This is a genomic window from Nocardioides sp. Z13_37 (assembly GCF_058355585.1).
This window is the reverse complement of sequence record NZ_JBZGDV010000001.1, coordinates 869732-895029: the sequence shown is the minus strand read 5'-3', so window position 1 is coordinate 895029 and position 25298 is coordinate 869732. Positions and strand designations below refer to the sequence as shown.

Annotated in this window: 27 protein-coding genes; 14 read left to right on the top strand and 13 right to left on the bottom strand. The window is 73.0% G+C overall.

The features are described 5' to 3' along the window. The first annotated feature begins 14 nt into the window (after positions 1–14). A complete protein-coding gene (locus AC4H2S_RS04145; RefSeq protein ID WP_491495687.1) occupies positions 15–2510 on the top strand; it encodes an MMPL family transporter in 2496 nt (831 codons plus the stop codon). Positions 2511–2631: 121 nt separating this feature from the next. Next, positions 2632–3402 carry an HAD-IIA family hydrolase gene (locus AC4H2S_RS04140; RefSeq protein ID WP_491495848.1) on the top strand — a complete coding sequence of 257 codons (771 nt, stop codon included), beginning with the start codon at positions 2632–2634 and terminating at the stop codon, positions 3400–3402. A 22-nt stretch (positions 3403–3424) separates the two neighbouring features. Here the strand turns inward: AC4H2S_RS04140 and AC4H2S_RS04135 are convergent, their stop codons facing one another. After that, entirely contained in the window at positions 3425–4045 is a 621-nt protein-coding gene (locus AC4H2S_RS04135) for a DUF2238 domain-containing protein (RefSeq protein ID WP_491495686.1), read from the bottom strand. A 73-nt stretch (positions 4046–4118) separates the two neighbouring features. Beyond that, the gene (locus tag AC4H2S_RS04130) at positions 4119–5012 is read right to left on the bottom strand and encodes a cation diffusion facilitator family transporter (protein ID WP_491495685.1); all 894 of its coding nucleotides are present in this window, start codon (positions 5010–5012) and stop codon (positions 4119–4121) included. Between the two features lie 168 nt (positions 5013–5180). On the opposite strand from AC4H2S_RS04130, the gene AC4H2S_RS04125 reads away from it, so the two are divergent. Continuing rightward, complete coding sequence (locus AC4H2S_RS04125) at positions 5181–5786, top strand: vitamin K epoxide reductase family protein (protein WP_491495684.1); 606 nt, start codon at positions 5181–5183, stop codon at positions 5784–5786. A gap of 10 nt (positions 5787–5796) precedes the next feature. On the opposite strand, the gene AC4H2S_RS04120 is transcribed toward AC4H2S_RS04125, so the two are convergent. Beyond that, a complete protein-coding gene (locus AC4H2S_RS04120) occupies positions 5797–6129 on the bottom strand; it encodes an ArsR/SmtB family transcription factor (protein ID WP_491495847.1) in 333 nt (110 codons plus the stop codon). Between the two features lie 66 nt (positions 6130–6195). Between AC4H2S_RS04120 and AC4H2S_RS04115 the strand changes: the two genes are divergently transcribed. After that, positions 6196–7461, top strand: coding sequence for an MFS transporter (locus AC4H2S_RS04115; RefSeq protein ID WP_491495683.1), 1266 nt, complete (start codon positions 6196–6198; stop codon positions 7459–7461). Positions 7462–7643: 182 nt separating this feature from the next. On the opposite strand, the gene AC4H2S_RS04110 is transcribed toward AC4H2S_RS04115, so the two are convergent. The 4 genes from AC4H2S_RS04110 to AC4H2S_RS04095 all read right to left on the bottom strand — a co-directional run bounded on the left by AC4H2S_RS04110 (position 7644) and on the right by AC4H2S_RS04095 (position 11163). Further along, positions 7644–8654, bottom strand: a complete 1011-nt coding sequence (locus tag AC4H2S_RS04110) for an aldo/keto reductase family protein (RefSeq protein ID WP_491495682.1) — start codon at positions 8652–8654, stop codon at positions 7644–7646. 167 nt (positions 8655–8821) lie between these two features. After that, complete coding sequence (locus AC4H2S_RS04105; protein WP_491495681.1) at positions 8822–9049, bottom strand: biotin/lipoyl-binding carrier protein; 228 nt, start codon at positions 9047–9049, stop codon at positions 8822–8824. 51 nt (positions 9050–9100) lie between these two features. Beyond that, positions 9101–10387 (bottom strand): hypothetical protein, encoded by a 1287-nt coding sequence (locus AC4H2S_RS04100; protein WP_491495680.1) that lies wholly within the window; start codon positions 10385–10387, stop codon positions 9101–9103. An 11-nt stretch (positions 10388–10398) separates the two neighbouring features. After that, positions 10399–11163, bottom strand: coding sequence for a carbon-nitrogen hydrolase family protein (locus AC4H2S_RS04095; RefSeq protein WP_491495679.1), 765 nt, complete (start codon positions 11161–11163; stop codon positions 10399–10401). Between the two features lie 119 nt (positions 11164–11282). Between AC4H2S_RS04095 and AC4H2S_RS04090 the strand changes: the two genes are divergently transcribed. The 4 genes from AC4H2S_RS04090 to AC4H2S_RS04075 are packed head-to-tail and all read left to right on the top strand — an operon-like array spanning position 11283 to position 13909. After that, positions 11283–11870 carry an NTP transferase domain-containing protein gene (locus tag AC4H2S_RS04090; RefSeq protein WP_491495678.1) on the top strand — a complete coding sequence of 196 codons (588 nt, stop codon included), beginning with the start codon at positions 11283–11285 and terminating at the stop codon, positions 11868–11870. Positions 11871–11919: 49 nt separating this feature from the next. After that, positions 11920–12243 (top strand): DUF6457 domain-containing protein, encoded by a 324-nt coding sequence (locus AC4H2S_RS04085; protein ID WP_491495677.1) that lies wholly within the window; start codon positions 11920–11922, stop codon positions 12241–12243. A gap of 4 nt (positions 12244–12247) precedes the next feature. Next, the gene (locus AC4H2S_RS04080; RefSeq protein ID WP_491495676.1) at positions 12248–13216 is read left to right on the top strand and encodes an NAD(P)H-quinone oxidoreductase; all 969 of its coding nucleotides are present in this window, start codon (positions 12248–12250) and stop codon (positions 13214–13216) included. A 60-nt stretch (positions 13217–13276) separates the two neighbouring features. Further along, a complete protein-coding gene (locus tag AC4H2S_RS04075; RefSeq protein WP_491495675.1) occupies positions 13277–13909 on the top strand; it encodes a bacterial proteasome activator family protein in 633 nt (210 codons plus the stop codon). Positions 13910–13945: 36 nt separating this feature from the next. On the opposite strand, the gene AC4H2S_RS04070 is transcribed toward AC4H2S_RS04075, so the two are convergent. The 4 genes from AC4H2S_RS04070 to serS are packed head-to-tail and all read right to left on the bottom strand — an operon-like array spanning position 13946 to position 17483. Further along, positions 13946–14515, bottom strand: a complete 570-nt coding sequence (locus tag AC4H2S_RS04070; RefSeq protein ID WP_491495674.1) for a hypothetical protein — start codon at positions 14513–14515, stop codon at positions 13946–13948. 10 nt (positions 14516–14525) lie between these two features. Then, positions 14526–15326, bottom strand: a complete 801-nt coding sequence (locus tag AC4H2S_RS04065) for a Cof-type HAD-IIB family hydrolase (RefSeq protein ID WP_491495673.1) — start codon at positions 15324–15326, stop codon at positions 14526–14528. Between the two features lie 14 nt (positions 15327–15340). After that, the gene (locus AC4H2S_RS04060) at positions 15341–16225 is read right to left on the bottom strand and encodes an HAD family hydrolase (protein WP_491495672.1); all 885 of its coding nucleotides are present in this window, start codon (positions 16223–16225) and stop codon (positions 15341–15343) included. Beyond that, positions 16215–17483, bottom strand: a complete 1269-nt coding sequence (gene serS, locus AC4H2S_RS04055; protein WP_491495671.1) for a serine--tRNA ligase — start codon at positions 17481–17483, stop codon at positions 16215–16217. The genes AC4H2S_RS04060 and serS overlap by 11 nt, the downstream gene beginning before the upstream one ends. A gap of 122 nt (positions 17484–17605) precedes the next feature. On the opposite strand from serS, the gene AC4H2S_RS04050 reads away from it, so the two are divergent. After that, positions 17606–19180, top strand: coding sequence for a bifunctional phosphatase PAP2/diacylglycerol kinase family protein (locus AC4H2S_RS04050; protein WP_491495670.1), 1575 nt, complete (start codon positions 17606–17608; stop codon positions 19178–19180). A gap of 78 nt (positions 19181–19258) precedes the next feature. Here the strand turns inward: AC4H2S_RS04050 and AC4H2S_RS04045 are convergent, their stop codons facing one another. Then, a complete protein-coding gene (locus AC4H2S_RS04045) occupies positions 19259–19651 on the bottom strand; it encodes a DUF4446 family protein (protein WP_491495669.1) in 393 nt (130 codons plus the stop codon). Positions 19652–19720: 69 nt separating this feature from the next. Between AC4H2S_RS04045 and AC4H2S_RS04040 the strand changes: the two genes are divergently transcribed. From AC4H2S_RS04040 to AC4H2S_RS04020, 5 genes are all read left to right on the top strand, one after another. Beyond that, a complete protein-coding gene (locus tag AC4H2S_RS04040; protein ID WP_491495668.1) occupies positions 19721–20560 on the top strand; it encodes a prephenate dehydratase in 840 nt (279 codons plus the stop codon). A gap of 16 nt (positions 20561–20576) precedes the next feature. Next, positions 20577–21182 (top strand): TMEM165/GDT1 family protein, encoded by a 606-nt coding sequence (locus AC4H2S_RS04035; protein WP_491495667.1) that lies wholly within the window; start codon positions 20577–20579, stop codon positions 21180–21182. Continuing rightward, the gene (locus AC4H2S_RS04030; protein ID WP_491495666.1) at positions 21164–22327 is read left to right on the top strand and encodes a GNAT family N-acetyltransferase; all 1164 of its coding nucleotides are present in this window, start codon (positions 21164–21166) and stop codon (positions 22325–22327) included. Before AC4H2S_RS04035 ends, AC4H2S_RS04030 begins: the two co-directional genes overlap by 19 nt. 167 nt (positions 22328–22494) lie before the next feature. Then, a complete protein-coding gene (locus tag AC4H2S_RS04025) occupies positions 22495–23721 on the top strand; it encodes an arginine deiminase (RefSeq protein ID WP_491495665.1) in 1227 nt (408 codons plus the stop codon). 39 nt (positions 23722–23760) lie between these two features. Continuing rightward, complete coding sequence (locus AC4H2S_RS04020) at positions 23761–24126, top strand: cyclic nucleotide-binding domain-containing protein (RefSeq protein ID WP_491495664.1); 366 nt, start codon at positions 23761–23763, stop codon at positions 24124–24126. Between the two features lie 241 nt (positions 24127–24367). Here AC4H2S_RS04020 and AC4H2S_RS04015 read toward each other — a convergent pair whose 3' ends face one another. Continuing rightward, a complete protein-coding gene (locus AC4H2S_RS04015; protein ID WP_491495663.1) occupies positions 24368–25297 on the bottom strand; it encodes a DUF5926 family protein in 930 nt (309 codons plus the stop codon). Position 25298 lies beyond the last annotated feature (1 nt).

The window sequence follows — 25298 nt, the reverse complement described above, 5'->3', positions numbered from 1 at the left end:
GCCCGACCCCCTTCATGGCTGAGCTCCTCTACCGCATCGGTCGCTTCGCGGCCCGCCGCCACTGGACCGTCATCGGTGCGTGGCTGGCGCTCCTCGCCGTCACCGCGGTCACCTACGTGTCGTTCGCGGGCGCGCTGTCGCCCTCGATCTCGCTGCCCGACACCCCGACGACGCGGGTCTCCCAGCAGCTCGAGGAGGAGTTCGACGGCGTGGGCGGCGGCAACGGCGCCCTCGTCGCCGAGACCACCGACGGCGAAGCGTTCACCGCCGAGCAGGAGCGCGGGCTGGTCGACCTGTTCGACGAGATCGCCGACGTCGACGGCGTCGCCGAGGTGAGCGACCCCTTCCAGACCCAGAAGCAGGTCGACGACTCCGCGCGGAAGGTCGAGGAGGGCCAGAAGCAGCTCGAGGACGGGCTGGCCCGGCTCACCGAGGCGCAGGCCGAGATCGACGGCGGCCGCCAGGCGCTCCAGGAGCAGCGTCGCCAGGCGCGGGAGGCCGGCATGCTCGACGCCGTGCGCCCGCAGCTGCGGGCGGCGAAGCAGCAGCTCGACGAGGGCCAGGCCGAGCTCGATCGGCAGCGCGCCAAGGTGGAGGAGCAGGCACCCCGGCTCGAGGACGGCGCGACCCTGTCACGGCTGTCGTCCGGCTACCGCACGGTGTCCGAGGACGGCTCGGCAGCCGTGGCCAACGTGGTCTTCGACGACCCGATCGACGAGGTGACGCCCGAGACCAAGACCGCGATCGAGGACCTCGCCGCCGACGCCGGCATCGCCGGGGTGGCGGTGCACCCCTCGCAGGAGATCGCCCAGACCGTGCCGTCGATCCTCGGCCCCGGCGAGATCGCGGGCGTCGCGATCGCGGCGATCGTGCTGACCGTCATGCTCGGCACGCTGATCGGAGCCGCCCTGCCGCTCGTCACCGCCCTGCTGGGCGTGGGCGTGGCCTCGCTGGCGTCGCTGTCGTTCTCCGGGGTGGTCGACTTCGTCTCGGTGACACCGGTGCTCGGCGTCATGCTCGGCCTGGCCGTCGGCATCGACTACTCGCTGTTCATCATCAACCGCCACCGCCGGCAACTGAAGCAGGGCGCCGGCCTGCACGAGTCGATCGGGCTCGCCAACGGCACCTCCGGCAACGCGGTCGTCTTCGCCGGTGTCACCGTGATCGTCGCGCTCCTGGCGCTCAACGTGACGGGCGTCGACTTCCTCGGCCTGATGGGCACCGTCGGCGCGGTCGCCGTGCTCGTCGCCATCCTGATGGCCGTCACCCTCACCCCCGCGATCCTCTCGCTCGTCGGCATGCGGATCCTCAAGCGGCGCGAGCGCGAGCGGTTGGCCGCCGGCGAGCGTACGCAGGACGGCCAGGTCACCGACCGCGACCGGCCGATGCGCACCTCCCGCGCCTGGGGCGTGCTCGGCCTCGGCATCGTGGCGCTGCTCGTCGTGGCCGCCCCGGCGACGCAGATGCGCCTGGGCCTGCCCGACGGCTCCACCCAGCCCCCCGACTCCTCGGGCTTCCAGGCCTACGACGTCCAGGCGGAGCGCTTCGGCGAGGGCTACAACGGCCCGCTGCTCGTCGTGGCGGACCTGCCGGCGCCCGTTGCGGAGGACGACGTCGTCGCCGAGCAGGCAGCGATCGGCTCGGCCATCGATGAGCTGTGGTCGGTGGAGGCGGTCGTACCCATCGGCGTGTCGCAGGACAGCACGTCGCTCGCCTTCCAGGTCGTCCCGTGGGGCGCACCGTCCAGCGAGTCGACCCAGGAGCTGGTGCAGGACCTGCGCGAGCTCACCCCGCAGACCGTCGACGGCGGCGAGGTGACGCTCGGCGTGGCCGGCAACGCCAGCGCCAACATCGACATCTCCGAGCAGCTCTCCGACGTGCTGCCGACCTACCTGGTCCTGGTCGTCGGCCTGTCGCTGGTGATCCTCGTGCTGGTGTTCCGCTCGATCCTGGTGCCGCTGACCGCGACGCTCGGCTTCGTGCTGTCGCTGCTCGCGGCGTTCGGCGGGATCACGGCGATCTTCCAGATCGGCTTCCTGTCCGACCTGTTCGGCGTGCACGCACCCGGACCGGTGCTGAGCTTCCTGCCGATCATCGCCACGGGCATCCTGTTCGGGCTGGCGATGGACTACCAGCTGTTCCTGGTCTCGGGGATGCGTGAGGCGTACGCCCACGGCGCCCCCGCCCGGGTCGCGGTGCAGCACGGCCTGCACGCCGGGCGGGCGGTCGTCACGGCCGCGGCGATCATCATGATCTCCGTCTTCGCCGGCTTCATCTTCAGCCACGACGCCACCATCAAGCCGATCGGCTTCGGGCTGGCGTTCGGCGTGCTGCTCGACGCGTTCGTCGTGCGGATGCTGTTGATCCCGGCTGCGATGCACCTGCTCGGCGAGAAGGCCTGGTGGCTGCCCGGCTGGCTCGACCGGATCCTGCCCGACGTCGACGTCGAGGGCGCCCAGCTCGAGCGCAGCCACCCGGTGCACACCGGCGAGGACGCGTCGGCGCGCTGACCCGGAGGTCGTAGGGGGTCGTGGGAGTCCCGGTCCGGGCCGGGACTCCCACGGCCGCTCGCGCGTGGACCACAATGGTCGCGTGACCGAACCCCGCGCCGTCCACACCTGGCTGACCGACATGGACGGCGTCCTCGTGCGCGAGGAGGACCCGATCCCGGGCGCGAAGGAGTTCATCGCCGCGCTGCGGGAGCAGGGCGTCCCTTTCCTGGTGCTGACCAACAACTCGATGTTCACGCAGCGCGACCTGCGCGTCCGGCTGCTCCGCAGCAGCGGCATCGACGTGCCCGAGAGCGCGATCTGGACCTCGGCGCTCGCCACCGCGCAGTTCCTCGACGACCAGCGCCCGGGCGGGTCGGCGTACGTCGTGGGCGAGACGGGGCTGACCGCCGCCATCCACGACATCGGCTACGTGATGACCGACCAGGACCCCGACTACGTCGTGCTCGGGGAGACCCGCACCTACTCGTTCGAGGCGATCACCCGCGCGATCCGGCTGATCAACGGCGGCGCGCGCTTCATCGCCACCAACCCCGACCCCAGCGGACCCAGCGTGCACGGCATGCTGCCGGCGACGGGGTCGGTGGCCGCGCTGATCAGCACCGCGACCGGGCGCCAGCCCTACTTCATCGGCAAGCCCAACCCGCTGATGATGCGCAGCGCCCTCAACCGCATCGACGCGCACTCCGAGACCACGGTGATGATCGGCGACCGGATGGACACCGACATCATCAGCGGCCTCGAGGCGGGCATGCGCACGATCCTGGTCGCCACCGGCGCGACCCAGCGCCACCAGGTGGAGGACTTCCCCTACCGCCCGACGATGGTCGTCGACTCGATCGCCGACGTGGTGCCCTACGTCGCGCTCAGGTGCCTGCCCGAGGACGCCTGACGGCGCCCGCCCGGCCCGGCGATCAGGACAGCGGGCGCGGGTGCAGCAGGTAGCCGCGCCGCCAGGCCCGGTGCAGGACGACCGCGGCGACCACGGCCCCGGCACAGCCGAGGGACAGGTCGCCCAGCGTGTCGGCGTAGGCGAACTGGCGCTCGGTCGAGCGGCTGATGAAGGCGAAGAACTCCGCGACCTCCCACGCGATCGCCGCGGTGGCGCCGAAGGCGAGCGCGCGCTCGAGCACGCGCCCCATCCGGACGTCGCGGGGCAGGGTGAGGAGGATGAACGCCGCCGCGAGGAGGCCGGTGTTCATGAAGTGCATCCAGTCGTCGAACCACACGACGGTGTCGTAGAGGTCCATCCGGTTGCCGAGGATGTCGGTGAAGCAGGTGATCGTGATGAGCAGGTCGGAGACCCAGGGGAACGAGATCCGGTCGCGCCACAGCGTCCACCAGAGCACCGGCAGCGTGAAGGAGATCAGCGGGTAGCCGACGGCCCGCATGCCTGCCGCCTTGTCGCGCAGGTTGGCCTGGTCGGGGTAGAGCACCGCGAAGGCCAGCAGCAGGACCAGTGCGCCCTTGGCGATGACGTTGGCCGTCTTCGCCAGGGCCGGGGTCACCGGATGCTCGATCGCTGCCTCAGTCACGCAAACCCCTGTCGCCACGGCGCCACGGCGGTCGGGCGTCCGGCGCATAGTGTGGCAGCACCGTCCGGTGCGCTCACCACGTGGCTGCGTGGCACTCCCGCGCCGGGTGGTCCTCGACCTGCAGCGTGGCGTGGTCGATGCCGTGCCCGTCGCGCAGCGCCGCACGGGCCGCGGTGAGCACCACCTGGGCGTCGGCGCCCACCCGCAGCACGAGGTGGGCGGTCGCCACGTCCATCCCCGACGTGAGCGTCCACACGTGCAGGTCGTGCACCTCGGCCACCCCCGGCACCTGGTCGAGGTCGCGCACCACGGCGTCGAGGTCGACGCCGTGAGGCGCGTGCTGCCCGAGCACCGCCAGCACCTCGCGCCCGAGCATCAGGGCGCGCACGGCCACGAAGACGCCGATCGCGACCGCCACCACGGTGTCCCACTGGCCGACACCGGTGAGGGCGACCAGGGCGCCCGCGACGAGGACGCCGACGCTGCCGGCGGCGTCGGCCATCACCTCCAGGTAGGCGCCCCTGACGTTGATCGACTCGCTCGCGCCGCCGTGCAGCAGCACCAGGCACACGAGGTTGACCGCCAACCCGACGGCGCCGACCACCAGCAGCGGACCGGAGGCGACGTCGACGGCCTCGCCCCAGCGGCGTAGGGCCTCCACCACGACGTAGACCGAGACGCCCAGCATGATCAGCACGGTCAGGCCGGAGGCGAACACCTCGGCGCGGTAGGACCCGTAGGTCCGGCGGCCGGTGCCGTCGGGACGGGTGGCGATCCGGGTCGCGACCAGCGCGGCGCCGAGGGCCACCACGTCGGCCGCCATGTGCCCGGCGTCCGAGATCAGCGCCAGCGAGCCGCTGACCAGGCCGACCACGAGCTCGACGGCGAAGAACGCCGCCACCAGGCCGAAGGCGACCGCCAGCCGCCAGCGGTGCCGGGCGCCCGCGTGTCCGTGTCCCGCGCCCATCCGGCCCTCCATCGCCCGCGATCCGTATCATCGGTCCTCAGCGATGCTAGCCCCATCGCACTGCTGGCGTCGACGGTTCCACCTCGCTCCTCCGGTTGGGCCGGCGGGTGGCGCGTGCCGGAGGATGGGGCCTCCCGCCCACGTCCGCACCGAGGAGTCCGGTCCACCATGAGCACGTACGCCCCTCCCGACGAGCCGCAGGAGCGCCCCCTCGCGATCGGCCTGCTCGTCGGAGGCCTCGTCGGCCTGCTGGCCGCGACGGTGCTGCTCATCGAGCGGATCAAGCTCGCCGAGGACAGCGACTACGTCCCGACGTGCAGCATCAACCCGGTCCTGAGCTGCGGCAACGTCATGGAGTCGGCGCAGGCGGCGCTGCTGGGCTTCCCGAACCCGGTGATCGGCGTGGCGGCGTTCCCGGTGGTGCTCGCCACCGGCGCCGCGATGCTCGCCGGTGCCCGGCTGGCCCGGTGGTACTGGCTCGGCCTGCAGGCCGGGGTCACCGCGGCGATGGCGTTCGTGGCCTGGCTGGTCTTCCAGAGCCTCTACCGGATCGGCGCGCTGTGCCCCTACTGCATGGTCGTGTGGGCGGTGGTGATCCCGCTGTTCTGGTACGTCACCGCGCGCAACGCCACCGCGGGCGTGCTCGGGCCACCCGACGGGCGCCTCGCGAGCGTGCTGCGCGACTGGCGTGGACCGCTGGTCTTCGGCACGTTCCTGCTCGTCGTGCTGCTCGTCCTCGAGCGCTTCTGGTCCTACTGGTCCTCGCTGCTCTGAGGCCGACGGCTCAGGGGTGCCGCTCCTCGTAGTGGTGCCCGGAGCTGACCGCGGTGAGGGCGAGCAGGCGCTCCGCGCTCTCGAGGACGCCGCCCAGCTGCGCCTGGTGGGTGAGCGACCACAGCGAGGCGCGCCCCTCCGGGCGCGAGGCGACCAGGCCGCAGTCGCGCAGACAGGCCAGGTGCTGGGACACGGTGCTCTGCGCCAGGCCCAGGTGGGCCGTCAGGTCGACGACCCGGTGCTCGCCGAGCGCGAGGTGCCGCACGATCAGCAGCCGCGACGGGTCGGACAGGGCGTGGAAGAGCGCCGCCTCCGCCGTCAGCCCGGACGCCTCCGCTCTCATCGCCACCCGACGATGCTAGGCCATCCGGAGGTCGAGCAGCCGCAGCCGCTCGCCTAACCTTCCCGGGTGGAGAGGCGACTGCTGGCGGACACGCGCCCCCTCGCCAACCCCCACTTCAAGCGGCTGTGGCGCGCCAACATCATCACGGTCATCGGGGCCCAGCTGACCGTCGTGGCGGTCCCCGCGCAGATCTACGCGATGACCGGCTCGTCGGCCTACGTCGGGCTGACGGGCGTCTTCGGCCTGGTGCCGCTGGTGGTCTTCGGCCTGTGGGGCGGCGCGCTCGCCGACGTCTTCGACCGACGCACCCTGCTGCTGATCACCACCACCGGGCTCATCGCGACCAGTGCCTGCTTCTGGCTGCAGGCGGCGCTCGGCGCCGAGGACGTGTGGCTGCTGCTGACACTGTTCGCCGTGCAGCAGGCGTTCTTCGCCGTCAACCAGCCCACTCGCTCGGCGCTGCTGCCGCGCATCATCGAGCCGGAGCTGCTCCCCGCGGCCAACTCGCTCAACATGACCGTCATGCAGGCCGGCGGCATCGCCGGGCCGCTCGTCGGCGGCGCGCTGATCCCGCTGATCGGCTTCTCGTGGCTCTACCTGCTCGACACGATCACGCTCTTCGCGACCCTCGGTGCCGTCGTCCGCCTGCCGCCGCTGCCCGTCATCGGCGCCACCGTCACGCCGGGCATCCGCGCGGTCGTCGACGGCTTCCGCTACCTGCGCACCCAGCCGGTGCTGATGATGTCGTTCGTCGTCGACATCATCGCGATGGTCTTCGGCATGCCACGCGCGCTGTTCCCGGAGATGGCCGACGTCGACTTCGGCGGACCGAGCGAGGGCGGGCTGCCGTTCGCGCTGCTCTTCGCGGCGATCCCGGCCGGCGCCGTGGTCGGCGGCGTCCTGTCCGGCTGGGTCTCGCGCGTCGAGCGGCAGGGCTACGCGGTGATCGTGTGCATCGTCGTGTGGGGCCTGGCGATGGTCGGCTTCGGCGTCGCCGCCCTGCTCGCGCCCGCCGCGCCGGCGCTCTTCCTCGGCGTCGCCGTGCTGATGCTCGCGGTGGGTGGCGCCGCCGACATGGCCTCGGCGGCCTTCCGTACGTCGATGCTGCAGGCCGCGGCCGACGACTCGGTCCGCGGTCGGCTCCAGGGCATCTTCATCGTCGTCGTCGCCGGCGGCCCCCGGATCGCCGACGTCGCCCACGGCGCCACCGCGGCGGTCACCGGGGCCGCGGTCGCCGCGGCCGGCGGCGGCGTGCTGGTCGTCGTCGGCACCGTGCTCGCGGCCCTCGCCGTCCCGGCGTTCGTCCGCTACCGGGTCACGCGGGTGGCCTGATCCCCCGCTGGCCCTCCCCCTCCGCTGGTTCATCAAGGTATGTCGGCGAACCAGCACTTCCCAGGGTCAGCTCACGCCGGGAAGTGCGGGTTGACCGACATACCTTGATGAACCGACCGCGCGGCGGCAGGTGGCGGCGCGGCCGCGCGTCGACCGCGCGGCCGCGGAGGGTGAGTGGAGCGTCAGACGACGCGGGCCTTCGGGGTCCCCTCGGCCGTCTTGCCCGGGTCGCGTACGACGACCGAGCCGAGGGCGGCGTCGATGCGCGACATCACGTCCGCGTCGAGCTTCACGCCGGCGGCCTTGACGTTGTCGGCCACCTGCTCGGGCCGGGAGGCACCGACGAGGGCGGCGGCGACGTTGTCGTTCTGGAGCACCCAGGCGATGGCGAGCTGGGCCATCGTGAGGCCGCAGTCCTTCGCGATCGGCTCGAGGTCCTGCACCGCGGTGAGCACCTCGTCGCGCATGAAGCGCGAGATCATGTCGGCGCCGCCCTTGGTGTCGGTGGCGCGCGAGCCCTCCGGCGGGGCCTGGCCGGGCTTGTACTTGCCGGTCAGCACGCCCTGTGCGATCGGGCTCCACACGATCTGCGAGACGCCGAGCTCCCTCGACGTCGGCACGACCTCGTCCTCGATGACCCGCCAGAGCATGGAGTACTGCGGCTGGCTGGAGATCAGCTGGAAGCCCAGCTCCTTCGACAGCTCGACGCCGGCGCGGATCTGGTCGGCGGTCCACTCGCTGACGCCGATGTAGAGGGCCTTGCCCTGGCGCACGATGTCGGCGAAGGCCTGCATCGTCTCCTCGAGCGGCGTCTCCACGTCGTAGCGGTGGGCCTGGTAGAGGTCGACGTAGTCGGTCTGCAGCCGCTGCAGCGAGCCGTTGATCGACTCCATGATGTGCTTGCGCGAGAGCCCGGTGTCGTTCTTGCCCTTGGGGCCGGTGGGCCAGTAGACCTTGGTGAAGATCTCGAGCGACTCGCGGCGCTCGCCCTTCAGCGCTTCGCCGAGCACCGTCTCCGCCGCGGTGTTGGCGTAGACGTCGGCGGTGTCGAAGGTGGAGATGCCCTCGTCGAGCGCGGCGCGCACGCACTGCGTGGCGACGTCGTTCTCGACCTGGGAGCCGTGGGTGAGCCAGTTGCCGTAGGTGATCTCAGAGATCTTGAGGCCGCTGTTGCCGAGGTATCGAAACTCCATTGCCCCAACCTAGCGACGGGCTGGTGGGAGCCGAGGCCGACTCGAGGTCCGCGGACCGCCACCATGAAGGCAGTTGGGGAGCCGGTCGGCGCCCACCACGCTCACGCCACGAGCGCGTGGCGCCCAACTGCCTGCATGGTGCGCCAGCGGACCGCGACGAGGAGGGTTCAGTCGAGGACGACGAGCACGTCGCCGTCCTGCACCACGTCGCCCTCGGTCACCTTGATCGCGCTCACCGTGCCGCCTCGCTCGGCGAGCATCGGGATCTCCATCTTCATCGACTCCAGCAGCACGACGGTGTCGCCGGCCTCGACGCGGTCGCCCTCGGCGACCTCGATGGTGAGGACGTTGGCGACCAGCTCGGAGACGATCTCGAGGGAGGTGGGGCGGGCCATGGGCTCGACGCTAGTGGTTACCGGGCCGTAGCCGCTGATCGCGAGGCGCGCTCAGAGCTCGGCGAAGCGGCTCGGCTCGGGCCGGTGCGGCCCGGCCTCCTCGGCGCGCCGGCCACGGCGGCCCTTCGGCCCGGTGAGCGCGACGTCGGCGCGGATCACCAGCCAGCCGAGGGCGAGGCCGAGGACGAGGGAGTACGCGGCGCGCAGCCCGGCCTCGAGGTAGGAGGTGTCCGGGGAGATCAGGCCCGTCGCCAGCGGCACGGTGGCGGCGACGCCGAAGGCGCAGACCCACCAGCCCTGTCGACGGCGGGCGCGGACGTGGGTGCCCCACACCAGCGCCGGGATGCCGAGCAGGACGACGAGCGGGCGCGGGAAGGCGCCGATGCGGTCCGCGGTCCAGTCGGCGAAGTCGAGGACCGACGACACGAAGGTCTGGGCACCGTAGCGCCGCAGCAGCTCGGCGTAGGCCAGGGTCGCGATGAGGACGCCGAGGCCGATCGCGACGACGATCGCGCCGCGGCGGCCGAGGCCGTGGAGGCCGGCGCCGAGGCGGTGGACGATCCCGAGCACGAGGCCGAGGGCGAGGAGCAGCGAGATGATCTCGAAGCGCTCGGTCGCCACGGTCGGCTCGAAGCCGACGGCGGCGAAGGCGGTCACGGCGGCGACCGCGGTGGCGATCAGCGCCTCGCGCACCGCCTTGAGGCCGGTGACGGCGGGGACCGTCACCATCACGGCGTAGACGCTGCCCACCACGCACGTCATCACCGCGGCGCCGGTCGGCAGCACCCGGCCGCCCACGAGGAGGCTGGTCACCCCGAGAACGAGCGCCAGGCCCGCCGACACCAGCGCCCGGCCGGCGGTCCGGGTGGCCAGCAGCCACGACAGGGCCGTGACGACGGCGACCGCACCGGCGCCGTCGAGCCACCCGGGCGGAGCCGGGAGCCGGTCGACGCCCTGGGCACCGCCGAGGGCCGACCACCCCAGCGCGGCCGCCCCGAGGGCCAGCACCCCGAGCCAGGAGACGAGGAGCGAGCGCCGCGGGCCGTCGGGGAAGGACGTGGTGGCGTCCCCGCCAGCGGTGGGCGCAGCGGAGCGGGTGGCGACCCGGGTCTGTGGAGCGGCCGGCGCGGGAGCAGGGGAAGGAGCTTCCGCGGGAGTCGGCGTACGCGTCGGGCCGGGCGTCGGCTCCGGGGCCGGCGCGGGCTCCGGGCGGGAGGTCGTCGCCGGGGCCTCGGGCCGCGGTGTGCCCCGCCTGCGCCGCAGCCGCGAGGGCGGGCGCTCGGCAGCCCGCTTGCCGCGGGAGGACCCGCGGGGGCTGTCGGAGGTGGGGGAAGGCACGACGGAGGAGGTTACAGCCGGCGGTTGGCGAGGGAGGGATTGGTGCGACGGGCCTCGTCGAGGTCGGCACGGTCGAGGACCGCCTCGATGACCTGCTCCGTCCCGTCGGCCTCGGCGAGGGTGTCGCCGAGTGGGCCGAACACCGCGGAGTGCCCGACGTAGCGCGGCTCCGGCTGCCCGGCGCCGACCACGAAGCAGGTGTTCTCGATGGCCCGCGCGGCCAGCAGCGTGCGCCAGTGGGCGACCTTGCGGTCGCCGGGCAGCCAGGCAGCCGGCACCACGAGCACCTCGGCGCCGGCGTCGACGAGCCGGCGCGCGAGCTCGGGGAACCGCAGGTCGTAGCAGGTCATCAGGCCCACCTGCCAGCCGGCCACGTCCACGACGACGGGCTCGAGCGCGCCACCGGTCAGCCGGTCGGACTCGCGGTAGCCGAAGGAGTCGTAGAGGTGGATCTTGCGGTAGGTCGCGGGGCTGGCGCCGCGCAGGAGGAGAGTGTTGAAGGGCCGGTCGGGGTCGTCGGCGGTCTCGAACATCCCGGCCACGACGGTGCACGAGCAGGCGTCGGCGACGCGGGCCACCTCGCGGGCGAACGGGCCGTCGAGCGGCTCGGCGAAGGGGCTCACGTCGGAGCCGGCCGGGCCGAAGTCGCGCGCGAACGCCTCCGGGAGCACCACGAGGTCGGCGCCCGGCGCCACCTCGGCGAGGCGCGCGCGGTTGTCGTCGGGGTCGAGCCCGCTCGCCCACTGGTGGACGCGCACCCGCAGCCGGTCGCTCATCCGGTGTGCCCGGGCCGGCGGGCGGTCGGTCGCAGCGAGGCAGCAGGAGAACGCCGTGGGGTGGAGTCCATGTCCCCAAGGGTAGGCCGAGCGCTCGCTGCGGCTGGGAGGATGGCGCCATGGATCCGGACAGCGCCGCCGTCGGGTTCGACGGGGTGATCCTCGCCGGCGGCACGGGCGCGAGGATGGGCGGGATCGACAAGGCCGCCGTCGAGCTGGCCGGCCGGACGCTGCTGGACCACGCGCTGGGCGCGTTCGGGGACGCCGACCGGGTGGTCGTCGTGGCTCCGGTGGGCGTGCCCACGTCGCGTCCGGTGACGTTCGTGGTCGAGCACCCGCCGGGCGGCGGACCGGTCGCCGGGCTGCTGGCGGGCATCGACGCGCTGGCGGGCTCCGCGTCCGCGCCGAGCCTGGTGGGCGTGCTGGCGGTGGACATGCCGCGCGTGACCGCGGCCACGATGCGGCGCCTGCGCGACGCGGCGGCCGGGCACGACGGCGCGTTCCTGGTCGGCGGCGACGGACGACGGCAGCTGGCGGGGGTGCTCGACGCCGCCCGGCTGCGCGCCGTACGCCCGGCGCCGGGTGGCCAGCACGGGATGGCGCTGCACCGCCTGCTCGCCCTCCTCGACCTCGCCGAGGTGGCCGCGAGCGGCGACGAGGCCGCCGACGTGGACTCCTGGGCCGACCTGCGCGACCTGGGTCGCTGAGCGCCGGGCTCCCTTGCCGCACCGCCGTGGGGTGCGAGAGATTGGCCTCGTGAACCTCCACGACTGGATCGATGAGCTGAGCGACGTGCTCGACGTCGAGACCGAGGTCGACGAGGGGCTGGTCCTCGACCTCGCCCGCACCGCCTCGCAGAACGTGCAGCGCACGGCCGCACCCATCACCGCCTACCTCCTGGGGATCGCGGTCGGGGCCAGGGACGCCGACCCGGAGGAGATCGAGCGGCTCGCCGCCCGCGCCCAGCAGCTCGCCGAGAGCTGGGACCGGCCGGCCGACACGCCCGACCCCGACGACATCGACGACGACGTCCCCGACGACTCGACCGTCGACCACTCCACCGACCTCTACGAGGACTGATCACGTGCGTGCTGTCATCGCCACCGGGGCCGGTGGCCCCGACGTCCTGTCCGTCGGCGAGGTCGAGGAGCCGCGCCCGGGGCCCGGCGAGGTGCTGGTCGACGTGGTCGCCACCGCCGTCAACCGCGCCGACACCCTGCAGCGCCAGGGCCACTACCCGCCGCCCCCCGGCGCCTCGGAGGTGATCGGCCTCGAGTGCAGCGGCCGGATCGCCGAGCTCGGCGCGGGCGTGGAGGGCTGGCAGGTCGGCGACGAGGTGTGCGCGCTGCTCGCCGGCGGTGGGTACGCCGAGCGCGTCGCCGTGCCGGTCGGTCAGGTCATGCCGGTCCCGTCCGGCGTCTCCCTCGTCGAGGCGGCCTCGCTGCCCGAGGTCGCGGCGACGGTGTGGTCCAACGTCTTCATGACCGCCCACCTCGACAAGGGCGAGCGCCTCCTGGTCCACGGCGGAGGCGGCGGCATCGGCACGATGGCCATCCAGCTCGCCGCCGCGCGCGGCGCCGAGGTGTTCACCACCGCCGGCTCTCCCGAGACGCTCGAGCTGTGCCGCTCGCTCGGCGCCACACGCGCGATCAGCTATCGCGACGAGGACTTCGTCGAGGTGCTCACCGAGGCCGGCGGCGCCGACGTGATCCTCGACAACATGGGCGCGAAGTACCTCGGCCGCAACGTCTCCGCCCTCGCCACCGGTGGCCGCCTGGTGATCATCGGCATGCAGGGCGGCTCCCGCGCCGAGCTCGACATCAACGCGCTGCTGCGCAAGCGGGCGTCGGTGACGGCGACGTCGCTGCGCTCCCGGCCGCTCGCGGAGAAGGCACAGATCTGCTGCGGGGTCGTGGAGGACGTCTGGCCGCTGGTGGCGGCGGGCCGGGTGCGCCCGATCATCGAGACCACGATGCCGCTCGAGGACGTCGCCCGCGCCCACCAGCTGATGGATGACGGCGGGCGCGCGGGCAAGATCGTCCTGACGCTCTGACACCGGCCTCCCGCCCGCTCGGACGGCCCGCCCCACCGGACCGGGCATAGGCTGGGGGTCATGACGGAGCATCAGCAGCCCGCACACCCGGCCGGCAACGGCGACCGTGAGGAGCACGTCGTGGTGGTCGGCCCCGACGGGCAGCCCATCGGCACCATCCCGGCGAGCGCGCTCCCGGCGATGACGCAGGTGCCGGACGGTGAGGGCGAGGAGGACGGCGAGCGCCACATCACCGAGCTGGTCGAGCAGCCGGCGAAGGTGCTGCGCATCGGCAGCATGATCCGCCAGCTCCTCGACGAGGTGAAGGCGGCGCCGCTCGACGAGGCCAGCCGCAACCGCCTCAAGGACATCCACGCCTCGTCCATCAAGGAGCTCGAGAGCGGCCTGGCGCCCGAGCTGGTCGAGGAGCTCGAGCGACTCTCGCTCCCCTTCACCGAGGACGGCACGCCGTCCGAGGGCGAGCTGCGGATCGCCCAGGCCCAGCTCGTGGGCTGGCTCGAGGGCCTCTTCCACGGCATCCAGACCGCGATCTACGCCCAGCAGATGGCCTCGCGCGCCCAGCTCGAGCAGATGCGCCGCGCGCTGCCCGCCGCGGCGGCCGGCGGTCCCCGCCAGCAGCCGACCGGCATGCCCACCATGCCGACCGGCGAGTCCGACGACGCGGCCGGCACCCGCGGGGGCATGTACCTCTGAGTCCCCCCCGCCACGCTTGCGGGACCTTCGGCCGCGTCAGCGCGCGAGGCGTCGTACGACGACCAGGCCGAGCAGGCCGATGATCGCGGCCGCGGCTCCGGGAGCCGCCGCTCGGGCGAAGCCGGCGGGCGGGGAGTCCTCGACCAGGGTGCGCACCGCCGTCGGCGGCGGAGGCGGGTCGACCGAGGTGCCCTCGCCGAGGAGCGCCTCGACCTTCGCCACCTTGACCGGGTTGGCCACCGTGGTGCCACCGCAGCGGTCGGCCTCGAACGGCGCCTCGGTGCCGGTGACCATGAAGAGGTAGGAGGAGCCGACGGCGAGCTCGCCGAGACCGCACGCGTCCTTGCCGCCGGCGGAGAAGACCTGGGTGGAGCGCTCGGGAGCGCCCTCGTAGGCCCGCGAGGCGGTGACGTCGTAGGTGTGGTCGTTGCCGGCGACCTCGACGTTGTCGACGGTGCCGATGAAGACCGCGTCGGCACGCTCGACCTGCTGGCGGAGCTGACCGCGCTTGCACGTGCAGTCGGCGGCTGCCGGGGTCTGGACCGTCACGACGAGGCCCAGGCACGCGAACAGCAGCGCGGCGACGACTCGGACGGCTCGGATCATGGCGCGAAGCCTAGCGAGACAGGCCGAAGAGGGAGGCGAGCACCGCGGCCACCCCGTCCTCGTCGTGGTGGGGCGCGAGGTGGTCGGCCAGGCCGCGGACCGTCGGGTGCGCGTTGGCCATCGCGTAGGAGGTGCCGGCCCACTCCAGCATCGGCAGGTCGTTGGGCATGTCGCCGAACGCCACGACGTCGGCGGGGGCGAGGCCCATCTCGCCGGCGATCGTGGCGAGGGTGGACGCCTTGGTGACGCCTGCGGCGCTGATCTCGACCAGCGCGAACGTCGACGACCAGGTCGTGGTCACCAGGTCGCCCACCGCGTCGTCGACGCGCCGCCAGAAGTCCTCCGGGTCGAGCTCACGGTGCGTGGCCAGCACCTTCACCACGTCGTCGGTGTAGATCGACTCCCACGCGCCGCGGTGCGAGTCGCGGTCGTCGGGGTGGCGCGGGAAGGCGTCCTCGCTCGCCCACCCCGCGGTGTGCTCGACCGCGAAGGTGGTGCCGGGCACGGCCTCGCGCACCCGCTCGGCCACCTCGATGCCGACCGCGCGGGGCACCGCGCTGAAGTCGCGCACCCGCCGGTCGGCGACGTCGTACACGATCCCGCCGTTGCTGCAGATCGCGAGGCCGTGCCCGCCCACCTCGTCCCACAGCTCCTCCATCCAGCGCACGGGGCGCCCGGTGGTGAAGACGACCGGCACCCCGGCCGCGTCGAGCTGGTCGAGCACCGACCTGGTCCGGGCCGAGACCTGGCCGTCGGAGTGCAGCAGCGTGCCGTCGAGGTCGGTCGCGACGAGCCGCGGGGGGAGCACCATCCCGGCGCCCACGGTCAGGAGCCCTGCGGGAACCAGCGCGAGATCTCGACCGCCGCGCCCTCGTCGACCACCGCGGCGGTGACGTCGTCGGCGGCCTCGCGGACCTCCTCCACGGCCTGGCCCATGGCGACGCCGCGGCCGGCCCAGCGGAGCATCTCGATGTCGTTGCGGCCGTCGCCGATGGCGAGCACGTCGGCGGCGCCCAGCCCGATCCGCTCGCAGACGTGCTCGAGGCCCGAGGCCTTGGAGACCCCCACGGGAGCGAGGTCCAGCCACGCGGTCCAGCCCACGACGTAGTCGGTGCCCTGCAGCCCGAGCCTGGCGGCGAGCTCGATGAAGTCGTCGGCGGTGGCCTCGGGGTCACGGATGATCACGCGGCTCACCGGCTCGCCGACGATGTCGTCGACGTGGGTGATCAGCTGCTCGCCCGACAGCTCGCCCTCGGGGAAGACCCGGTTGACGCGGTAGCCGCCGACCTCGCGCTCCTCGACCGCGACCAGGGCCTGCGGGTGGTGCTCGAGCACCGCGGCCACGGCCGGCGCGGCGTCGAAGGTCTCCTCGTGGACGACCTCCATCGGCGGGTAGCGGAAGACCACGGCCCCGTTGGAGGCGACGACCCACAGCCGGTCGGCGTCCTCGCGGGGGATGTGGAGCAGGTCGGCGATCCTGGTCATGCCGTGCGGTGAACGCCCGCTGGCCAGCACGATGTGCGCGCCGGCGTCGAGCGTGCGGTGCACGGCGTCGTGGACCGGCTCGCTGATGGTCTCGTAGTCCTCGGCCTGCCCGTCGACCCACTTGAGCAGGGTGCCGTCGATGTCGAGCGCGACCACGCGCGGCCGCCATCCCTCACCGGTGTCGCCGGGCACGGGGGTGCGTCCGGCGTGCGTCTCAGCGGCCAAGGGGCTTCATCACTTCCAGGCCGCCGAGGTAGGGGCGCAGCGCCTGCGGCACGGTGACCGACCCGTCCTCGTTCTGGTGGGTCTCGAGGATCGCGACGATGGCGCGGGTGACGGCGGTGAGGGTGCCGTTGAGGGTCGCCACCGGCGTCGTGTGGCCGTCGACGCGGGTGCGGATGTCGAGGCGGCGCGCCTGGAACTCGGTGCAGTTGGACGTCGAGGTCAGCTCGCCCCAGCCCTGGCGCGTCGGGATCCACGCCTCGCAGTCGAACTTGCGCGACGCGCTGAGCCCGAGGTCGCCGGCGGCGGTGTCGATGACGCGGTAGCAGAGCTCGAGCTTGTCGAGGAACTCCTTCTCCCACGCCAGCAGCCGCTGGTGCTCGGCGTAGGACTCCTCGACGGTGGTGTAGACGAACATCTCGACCTTGTCGAACCAGTGCACCCGCCAGATGCCGCGGGTGTCCTTGCCGTGCGAGCCGGCCTCCTTGCGGAAGCACGGGCTGAACGCGGCGTAGCGCAGCGGCAGCGTCGCGGCGTCGAGGATCTCGTCGGAGTGGAAGGCCGCCATCGGCACCTCCGAGGTGCCGACCAGGTAGAGCTCCTCGCCCTCGATCCGGTAGACGTCGTCGGCCGCCTGGCCGAGGAAGCCGGTGCCCTCCATCGCGCGGGGGCGCACCAACGACGGCGCCGCGGTCTGGACGAACCCGGCGGCGCGGGCCTGGTCCATCGCCATGGCGACCAGCGCCATCTGGAGCTGGGCGCCGATGCCGGTGAGGAAGTAGAAGCGCGAGCCGCTCACCTTCGCGCCGCGCTCGAGGTCGAAGGCGCCGAGCAGCTGGCCGAGCTCGACGTGGTCGCGCGGCTCGAAGTCGAACTCGCGCGGCGTGCCGACCTGCTCGATGACGGTGTAGTCGTCCTCGCCGCCGGCCGGGGCGCCGTCGTCGGCGACGTTGGGGATGGCGCGGATCGCCTCGTCCCAGGCGGCCTCGGCGACGGCGCGCGCCGCCTCGGCCTCCTTGACGCCGGCCGCGAGCTGCTTGACCTGCGCGAGCAGCGCCTGCTTCTCCTCGCCCTGGGCCTTCGCGACGAGGGCTCCGCTCGACTTCTGCTCGGCGCGACGGGCCTCGAAGTCCGCGATCGCCTGCCGGCGCGCGGAGTCGGCCTCGAGCGCCCGGTCGACCACGTCGGTCGGAAGCCCGCGCTTGGCCTGGGCGGCACGCACGCGGTCGGGGTCGTCACGGAGCAGGCGGGGATCGATCACGCCTGAAGGCTATCCGGCGGTGGTGCGGTATGTACCACCCGGCGGCGCGGCCGGGTGGAGCGAGACCCCCGCCTCGGCGCATCGGGCAAATGCCCAAGGGCGGCCTTCGGCATACTGAGCCGGTGCTCGATCACCGACGTTCCGTCCTGCTCGCCTGGGCGGCGCTCGCCTCGCTGGCGTTCGCCGTGCTGGCGTTCGCGGTGACGCGCGACCGCCTCCCGCTCGACGGGCTCGACACCCTCGGCCGGTCCGCGGAGGACTGGGCCGACGACCACGCGCTGCTCGTCGACGTGCTGCGGGTCGTGGAGGTGGCGTTCGGCACGATCGGGATGACGATCCTCACGGCGCTGCTGGCGCTGGTCCTCCTCCTGCGGCACCACCGCTGGGCGGCGCTGCTGGTGGTCGTGGTGATGGCGGTGACATCGCTGGCGACCACGGGTCTCAAGCTGTGGCTGGGTCGCGACCGGCCCGACTGGCAGGACACCTTCGGCTCCCACGCCAACTTCAGCTTCCCCTCCGGCCACGCGTCGTCGACGGCCGCCTTCGCCGCGCTCCTCGTCATGCTGCTGGCCCTGTTCGTCCGACGTACGAGCGCGCGCCGGGTCGGGATCGCCGTCGTGGTGGCGTGGTGGCTGGTGGTCGGCCTGGACCGGGTGCTCCTGGGCCGGCACTACCCGACGGACGTCATCGGCGGCGCGCTGCTCGGCGTCGCGGTCGCGCTGGTCGCCCTGGCGTTCATCGACCCGCGGCCGCGCTCGATCGCGGCGAGGACCGAGCCCCTCCCCGAGGTCTACGCCTCGCAGCGCCGGCTCTCCGTCATCCTCAACCCGATCAAGGTCGAGGACGTCGGCCAGTTCCGCTCGCTCGTCGCCTCGATGGCCGAGGAGGCGGGCTGGTCGGAGCCGACCTGGCGGTACACGACCGTCGAGGACCCCGGGGCCGGGATGGCCGAGCAGGCGGCCGTCGCGGGCGCCGACCTGGTGCTGGTGTGCGGCGGGGACGGCACCGTGCGCGAGGTCTGCGCCGAGCTGGCCGGCACCGGCATCCCCGTCGGCATCATCCCGGCCGGCACGGGCAACCTGCTGGCCCGCAACCTCGGGCTGCCGCTCTACATCCGCGCCGCGATCGACGTGGCGCTCAACGGCCAGGACCGGGCCATCGACCTGGTCGAGGTCGGCGGCGACGGCATCGAGGACACCCACTTCATGGTCATGGCCGGCATGGGCTTCGACGCCGCGCTCATGGAGGGCGTCAACGAGGACATCAAGAAGCGGATCGGCTGGGCCGCCTACTTCGTGTCCGGTCTGCGCTCGCTGATGTTCCCGGCGGTCAGGTTCGAGATCCAGATCGACGACGAGGAGCCCACGGTCCACCGGGCACGCACGGTCGTGGTCGGCAACGTCGGCTTCCTGCAGGCCGGCATGCCGCTGCTGCCCGACGCGACCATCGACGACGGCATCCTCGACGTGGTGATCATCCACCCGCGACAGTTCCTGTCCTGGATCACGGTGGCGATGCGGGTGCTGCGCAAGAGCACGATCGTCGACGAGACGCTCGACCGCCGCACCGGTGCGCGCGTCCGGATCACGGCGTCGACCGACACCCCCCGCCAGCTCGACGGCGACTCCATCGGCGAGGGCCGCGAGCTCCGGATGGAGTGCATCCACGGCCGGCTGCTGGTGCGCGTGCCACGCTGAGGCCGCTCAGCCCGCGGTGAAGCGGTAGCCGATCCCGGGCTCGGTGACGAAGAGCGCCGGCAGCGCGCCCGCCGCGTGTCAGGGCCGGGCGTGCTCGATCGCCTCCTCCTCCTCGGGCGAGAGCTGCTGCTCGCACGACCAGGAGGAGATGGACTTGGCGTAGGTGCGGGCCTCGCTGCGCCCGTGGATCGAGGTGAGCACCACCCCGTGGCCGGCGTCGTCGAGCACCGCCAGGCTCCAGCTGAGGTGGCCGCCCATGTCGCCGAAGGCGTCGTAGCGCACCACCGACAGGTGCCGCAGCGCGTCGGCGCTCTCGGCCTTGAGGGCCGCGACCTCCTGCCGCAGGCCGTGCACGTCCTCGGGCAGCGCCTCGACGCCCTCGCCGGCGCTGCGTGTCCTCGTACGACGGAGGGCCAGCGCGGCGAGCGCGCAGGCCAGGGCGGCGAGGACGATGGCAACCACGGCGAGCATGCAACGACCCTATGTTCGGCGACTGGTCACGGCCGGTCGGACACGGCCGGAGGTGACACACTCGCGCACGTGACAGCTCGACGGATCGCCTACCAGGGAGAGCCCGGCGCCAACTCCCACCTGGTGTGCCAGCAGGCCTACCCCGACTGGGAGCCCCTGGCCTGCGCGTCGTTCGAGGACGCCTTCGCCGCGGTCGAGGGCGGTGAGGCCGACCTGGCGATGATCCCGATCGACAACTCGATCGCCGGGCGCGTGGCCGACATCCACCACTTCCTGCCCACCTCGAGCCTGCACATCGTCGGCGAGCGGTTCCTGCGCATCCAGTTCTCCCTGATGGCGCTGCCGGAGGCGAGCATCGACACGCTGCGGACCGTGCACAGCCACGTGCACGCCCTCGGCCAGTGCCGTGGGGTGATCCGTGAGCTCGGCCTGATCCCGGTGGTGGCGGGCGACACCGCCGGTGCGGCCCGCGAGGTCGCCGAGTCCGGCGACCCGACTCAGGCCGCCATCGCGCCGCCGCTGGCCGCCGAGATCTACGGCCTGCAGGTGCTGCGCGAGGAGATCGAGGACGAGGACCACAACACCACGCGCTTCGTGGTGCTCTCCCGCGACTTCGAGCAGGCGCCCGCGGGCGAGGGCCCGGTCGTCACCACGTTCATCTTCAACGTCCGCAACCTGCCGGCCGCGCTCTACAAGGCGCTCGGCGGCTTCGCGACCAACGGCGTCAACATGACCAAGCTGGAGAGCTACATGGTCGGCGGCCACTTCACCGCCACCCAGTTCCTCGCCGAGGTCGACGGCCATCCCGACGACCCGGGCGTGCGCAACGCGCTGGAGGAGCTCGCGTTCTTCACCACGGAGGTCAAGGTGGTCGGCGTCTACCCCGCCGACGCCTTCCGCGCGCGCTGACTGACACACTTCCTCGGTGATCGACCTGCTCGTGGTGGCGCTCGCCTTCGGGTCCATCTTCGTCGTCGAGCTGCCCGACAAGACCTTCATCGCCACCCTGGTGATGTCGACGAAGATGCGCCCGCTCTTCGTCTGGTTCGGCGTCGCGCTCGCGTTCCTCGTCCAGACCGGCGTCGCGGTGGGCGTCGGCAAGGCCGCCTCGTTCCTGCCCGCGCAGCTGGTCCACACCGTCGCCGCGCTGATGTTCGTGATCGGGGCGGTGATCCTCTTCCGCGCGGCCCGCTCCGCCGACGAGGACGAGCCCGCGCAGGAGGACGAGTTCGCAGCGAAGGCCGACTCCGGCGCCCACGGGCTCAAGGTCGTGGCCACGTCGTTCCTGGTGCTCTTCGCCGCCGAGTGGGGCGACCTGTCGCAGCTGCTCACCATCTCGCTGGTCGCGAAGTACGACGACCCGGTGTCGGTGTTCCTCGGCGCCTGGGGCGCCCTGCTCGCGGTCTCCGGACTGGCGGTCATCGTGGGCCGGCTGCTGCTCCAGCGGGTGCGGCTGGCGGTGCTCCACTATGTGGGTGCGACGGTGTGCCTGCTCATGGCAGCCTTCACGGTGTGGGAGATGACACGCTGACCGACCCGGTCCACGAGGGCCTCCGCTCGGAGGTCCGCGACCGGTTCGTCGCCGTCAACGGCGACCACACGATGACGCCCGAGGACGACGCCTACGTCCGTGAGCACTTCGTGGAGGCGACGGCCGAGGCGATGCGGCTCATGCTCGACGGGCTGCTGCCGCTGCCGTCGTACGTCCTCGGCGACGGCACCGCGATGGTGCCCGCCGACCACGGCCTGCTCGCGGAGCTGGCCGGCGGGGTGGAGCGGCTGCACGACTGGTTCGTGGCGTTCTGGGAGGGCGACGAGGCGGCCGGCGAGCGCGCGTGGCGGGACTACCTGTCCGGCCGGCACGCCGGCCTGCGGGAGGTGTCGCCCGTGCGGATCAGGCAGGTGGCCGAGCGCGTCGACGAGGCCGAGACCGCCCTCGACCTGCTGCGCCGCGACCCGCACGACCCGATGGGGCGCGGCATGCTCGGCGAGGCCGTCGACGGCGTCATCGGGGTGCCTGGCCTCGACTCGATGCTGCTGCCGCTGACGGCCTACGACCGGCTTCGCGCCGGGGGGCCCACGATCCGCGAGCGGTGGGTCGACGCCCCGCGAGCGGCGTTCCTGACCCCGGCGCCGCCGGTGTGGCCGCTGCGCACCGAGCGCCTGCTGCTGCGCCCGTACGAGCTCGCGGACGCCGACGCCTTCGTCGCCGCGTGGCGCTCCGAGGAGTGGACCAGCCTGCTGCTCAGCCCCCCGATGAACCGTGCCGAGGTCGTCGAGATGGTGCGCCGGCGCACCGAGCGGGGCGACGGCACGTTCATCGGCCTCGTGGTCACCACCCACGACGGCACGGTGGTCGGCGACTCGCTGCTCCACCTGCAGGGCACCGGCCTCAGCGAGAGCGAGATCGGCTGGACGATCCTGCCCGAGCACGCCGGCCGGGGCTACGCGACCGAGGCGGCGCGGGCCGTGCTCCGGCTCGGCTTCGAGCACTACGGGCTGCGGCGCGTCATGGCCAACCTCGACGTGCGCAACGACCGCTCCGCCGCCCTCTGCGAGCGCCTCGGCATGCGACGCGAGGTGCACCGGGTCGCCGACTTCTGGTCCAAGGGTGAGTGGACCAGCTCCTACGAGTACGCCCTGCTGCGCGAGGAGTGGCGCGCGGCGCGGTCCTGACGTCGTTCTGCCCCGCGTCGGTTCATCAAGGTATGCAGACGAACCCGCACTTCCCATGGCGAGCTCATCGAGGGAAGTGCGGGTTGAGCGACATACCTTGATGAACCGACGGAGGACGACCGCGCAGGGCGGTCGAGCACAGCCCGAGCCCGGATAGAGTCGCGCCCATGGTCACCACCCCGCACGGAGCCGACAGCGAGGTCGGCCGCCTGGCCACCGTGATGCTCCACCGCCCCGGCAACGAGCTGAAGCGACTGACGCCCCGCAACAACGACCGCCTGCTCTTCGACGGCATCCCGTGGGTCAGCCGGGCCCAGGAGGAGCACGACGCCTTCGCCGAGACGCTGCGCGACCGCGGGGTCGAGGTGCTCTACCTGACCGAGCTGCTCACCGAGACCCTCGAGAGCGAGCTCGCCCGCAACCACGCGATCACCAGCGCGCTCTCGGGTCTGCACCTCGGCGACACCATGCGCCGCTACCTCGCGCAGGCACTGCGCGACCTCGCCCCGGCCGAGCTCACCGACGTGCTCACCGCGGGCATCCGCAACGACGAGGTGCGCGGCGGCCACGGCCTGGTGACCAGCCTGCTCGACCCGCACGACTTCCTCATCGACCCGCTCCCCAACCTGCTGTTCACCCGCGACTCCAGCGTGTGGGTACGCGACCGCGTGGCCGTCACCAGCCTCGCCATGCCCGCCCGCAAGCGCGAGACCCAGCTGACCGAGCTCATCTACACCGAGCACCCCCGCTTCGCCGGCACCCGCAAGATCCACGGCTGGCACAACGAGCACGTGGAGGGCGGCGACGTCCTGCTGCTCGCCCCGGGCGTGATCGCGGTCGGCGTCGGTGAGCGTACGACCCCGGCCGGCGTCGAGCGGCTGGCGCGCCAGGTCTTCCACGCCGACCTGGCCCACACCGTGCTCGCCGTGCCGATCGCGCAGGAGCGCGCGACGATGCACCTCGACACCGTCTGCACGATGGTCGACGTCGACAAGGTCGTGATGTACCCCAACGTCGCCGACACGCTGCGCGCGGTGACGGTGACCCTGGCCGACCCGGGCTCGGGCGAGGCCGACCTGACCCTCGACGTCAGCGACCACGAGCCCTTCCTGGTGGCCGCGGCCAAGGCGATGCAGATCGACACGTTGCACCAGATCGACACCGGCCTCGACCCGGTCACCGCCGAGCGCGAGCAGTGGGACGACGGCAACAACACCCTCGCCCTCGCGCCGCGGGTGGCGGTGGCCTACGAGCGCAACGACGAGACCAACGACCGGCTCGAGGACGCCGGCATCGAGGTCGTTCGCATCGCCGGGTCCGAGCTCGGGTCCGGTCGCGGCGGACCCCGCTGCATGAGCTGCCCGGTCGCCCGCCTGCCGCTCCACGAGGACTGATCGGGCGTCACGTTCGGCCCCGTGCGTCGTTGACGGGGCATGAACGAGTCGATCCTGGACGGGCTCGGGCCCGCAGACGTCGAGCGCGTGCTCGCCGCCGGACGTGCGCTGAGCCTGCCGCAGGGCTGGTCGCCGACCGCGGAGCAGGCTCCCGCCGACAACGCCTACCTCGTCACCGAGGGCCGGGTCTCGGTCCGCGCGGGCGGTGTCGAGGTCGCCGTCCTCGGCCCGGGCGCCGTGGTCGGCGAGGCCGAGATCGTCAACCCGACGGTGCGCTCCGCGACGGTGGTCGCCCTGACGCCGCTGCGGGTGGTGCGATTCACCGGCGAGACGATCGAGATCCTGGTCGCGGAGGTGCCGGCATTCGGTGCGTCGCTGCGGGCCGGGCGCCGCGCGGGCGGCTGAACCGGTGGGCGCCGGGGCCACGCCCCCGTCCGGGAGCTCGAAGCCTCCCGCCCGGCGGGGCGCCCGACCCGAGTGCCCGGCGTGCTCACGGGCGATTTCGCGGTCGGCGACGTGAGAGCCCGGTCGTTGTTGACGGGGGAAACAACAACGACCGGGCACCCACGAATCTACTCCGCTCCGGAGCGCGGGCACAACAGTTGGATCCGTTGTATTCGGCCCGTGGCCCGATGGTGGACGCGACTTACCGGATCGTCACCTGACGGTTGGCGAGCCCTGCCCGCGCCGACCGCTCGGCGGCGGTGAGCTCGCCGCCGCGGAGGGCCTCCTCCAGGTCGGCGGCGAACCGGGCGGCGGGCTCCTCGAGGACCTCGGCGCCGGTGCCGACGGGGAGGTCCCACACCGGCGCGAGCAGCCCGTGGGCGCGGAACATGCCGACGAGGCGCGAGTCGTCGGCGATCGAGTCCTGGCCGGCGGCGTGCAGGCGGGCGAGCGCGTCGAGGAGCTCGTCCTCGGGGTGCGGCATCACCCAGCGCAGGTGCTCCTTGGTGCCGACGTTGGTCCAGTACGCCGCCTCGACCGAGGACAGCCGGCTGGTCGGCATCACGCCGCCGTTGGCCTGCTCGAGCGCGGCCTCCATGGCGGCGTCGCGCTCGGGGATGTCGTCGATCCAGTACTCGAACCCGTCGTAGAGGGTGATGTCGAGGCTCGTGTCGCTGATCAGGTCCTGGATGCGCGGGCCGTCGCCCGGAGCGGTCATCAGCCCGACGACGCCCGGCTCCTCGGTGGCCAGCGCGGCCTCGAGCACCGCGCCGAGGTCGCGCGCGGGGTCGCCGTAGGAGTGCTGGACCTGCAGGCCGAGCCAGATGTCGCCGGAGTCGCGCACCATCGCGGGGGCGGCGCCGGGCAGGAGGGTGGCGAGGCGGACCTTGCGCTCGCCCTCGGCGAGGGTCAGCGGGGCCGTCGCGGCCGGGACGAGCTCGCGCAGGGCGATCACGTCGCACTCGCTGGGCATCCCCTCGAAGGGGCGCGCGACGAAGGTCGGCGCGGCGCCGCCGGCCGCCCCGTGGCACGCCTTGTAGCGCTTGCCCGAGCCGCAGGGGCAGGGCTGGCGGGGGCCGACCTCACCGGGGGCGGGGGCGGACTGGGCGCGGGTGCGGGACTTCTTGGCCATG

Coding starts and splice junctions, on each gene's coding strand:
- AC4H2S_RS04145 (WP_491495687.1), top strand. CDS start 15: ATGGCTGAGCTCCTCTACCGCATCGGTCGCTTCGCGGCCCGCCGCCAC.
- AC4H2S_RS04140 (WP_491495848.1), top strand. CDS start 2,632: ATGGACGGCGTCCTCGTGCGCGAGGAGGACCCGATCCCGGGCGCGAAG.
- AC4H2S_RS04130 (WP_491495685.1), bottom strand. CDS start 5,012: ATGGGCGCGGGACACGGACACGCGGGCGCCCGGCACCGCTGGCGGCTG.
- AC4H2S_RS04125 (WP_491495684.1), top strand. CDS start 5,181: ATGAGCACGTACGCCCCTCCCGACGAGCCGCAGGAGCGCCCCCTCGCG.
- AC4H2S_RS04120 (WP_491495847.1), bottom strand. CDS start 6,129: ATGAGAGCGGAGGCGTCCGGGCTGACGGCGGAGGCGGCGCTCTTCCAC.
- AC4H2S_RS04110 (WP_491495682.1), bottom strand. CDS start 8,654: ATGGAGTTTCGATACCTCGGCAACAGCGGCCTCAAGATCTCTGAGATC.
- AC4H2S_RS04105 (WP_491495681.1), bottom strand. CDS start 9,049: ATGGCCCGCCCCACCTCCCTCGAGATCGTCTCCGAGCTGGTCGCCAAC.
- AC4H2S_RS04095 (WP_491495679.1), bottom strand. CDS start 11,163: ATGAGCGACCGGCTGCGGGTGCGCGTCCACCAGTGGGCGAGCGGGCTC.
- AC4H2S_RS04090 (WP_491495678.1), top strand. CDS start 11,283: ATGGATCCGGACAGCGCCGCCGTCGGGTTCGACGGGGTGATCCTCGCC.
- AC4H2S_RS04075 (WP_491495675.1), top strand. CDS start 13,277: ATGACGGAGCATCAGCAGCCCGCACACCCGGCCGGCAACGGCGACCGT.
- AC4H2S_RS04070 (WP_491495674.1), bottom strand. CDS start 14,515: ATGATCCGAGCCGTCCGAGTCGTCGCCGCGCTGCTGTTCGCGTGCCTG.
- AC4H2S_RS04065 (WP_491495673.1), bottom strand. CDS start 15,326: ATGGTGCTCCCCCCGCGGCTCGTCGCGACCGACCTCGACGGCACGCTG.
- AC4H2S_RS04045 (WP_491495669.1), bottom strand. CDS start 19,651: ATGCTCGCCGTGGTTGCCATCGTCCTCGCCGCCCTGGCCTGCGCGCTC.
- AC4H2S_RS04025 (WP_491495665.1), top strand. CDS start 22,495: ATGGTCACCACCCCGCACGGAGCCGACAGCGAGGTCGGCCGCCTGGCC.
- AC4H2S_RS04020 (WP_491495664.1), top strand. CDS start 23,761: ATGAACGAGTCGATCCTGGACGGGCTCGGGCCCGCAGACGTCGAGCGC.
- AC4H2S_RS04015 (WP_491495663.1), bottom strand. CDS start 25,297: ATGGCCAAGAAGTCCCGCACCCGCGCCCAGTCCGCCCCCGCCCCCGGT.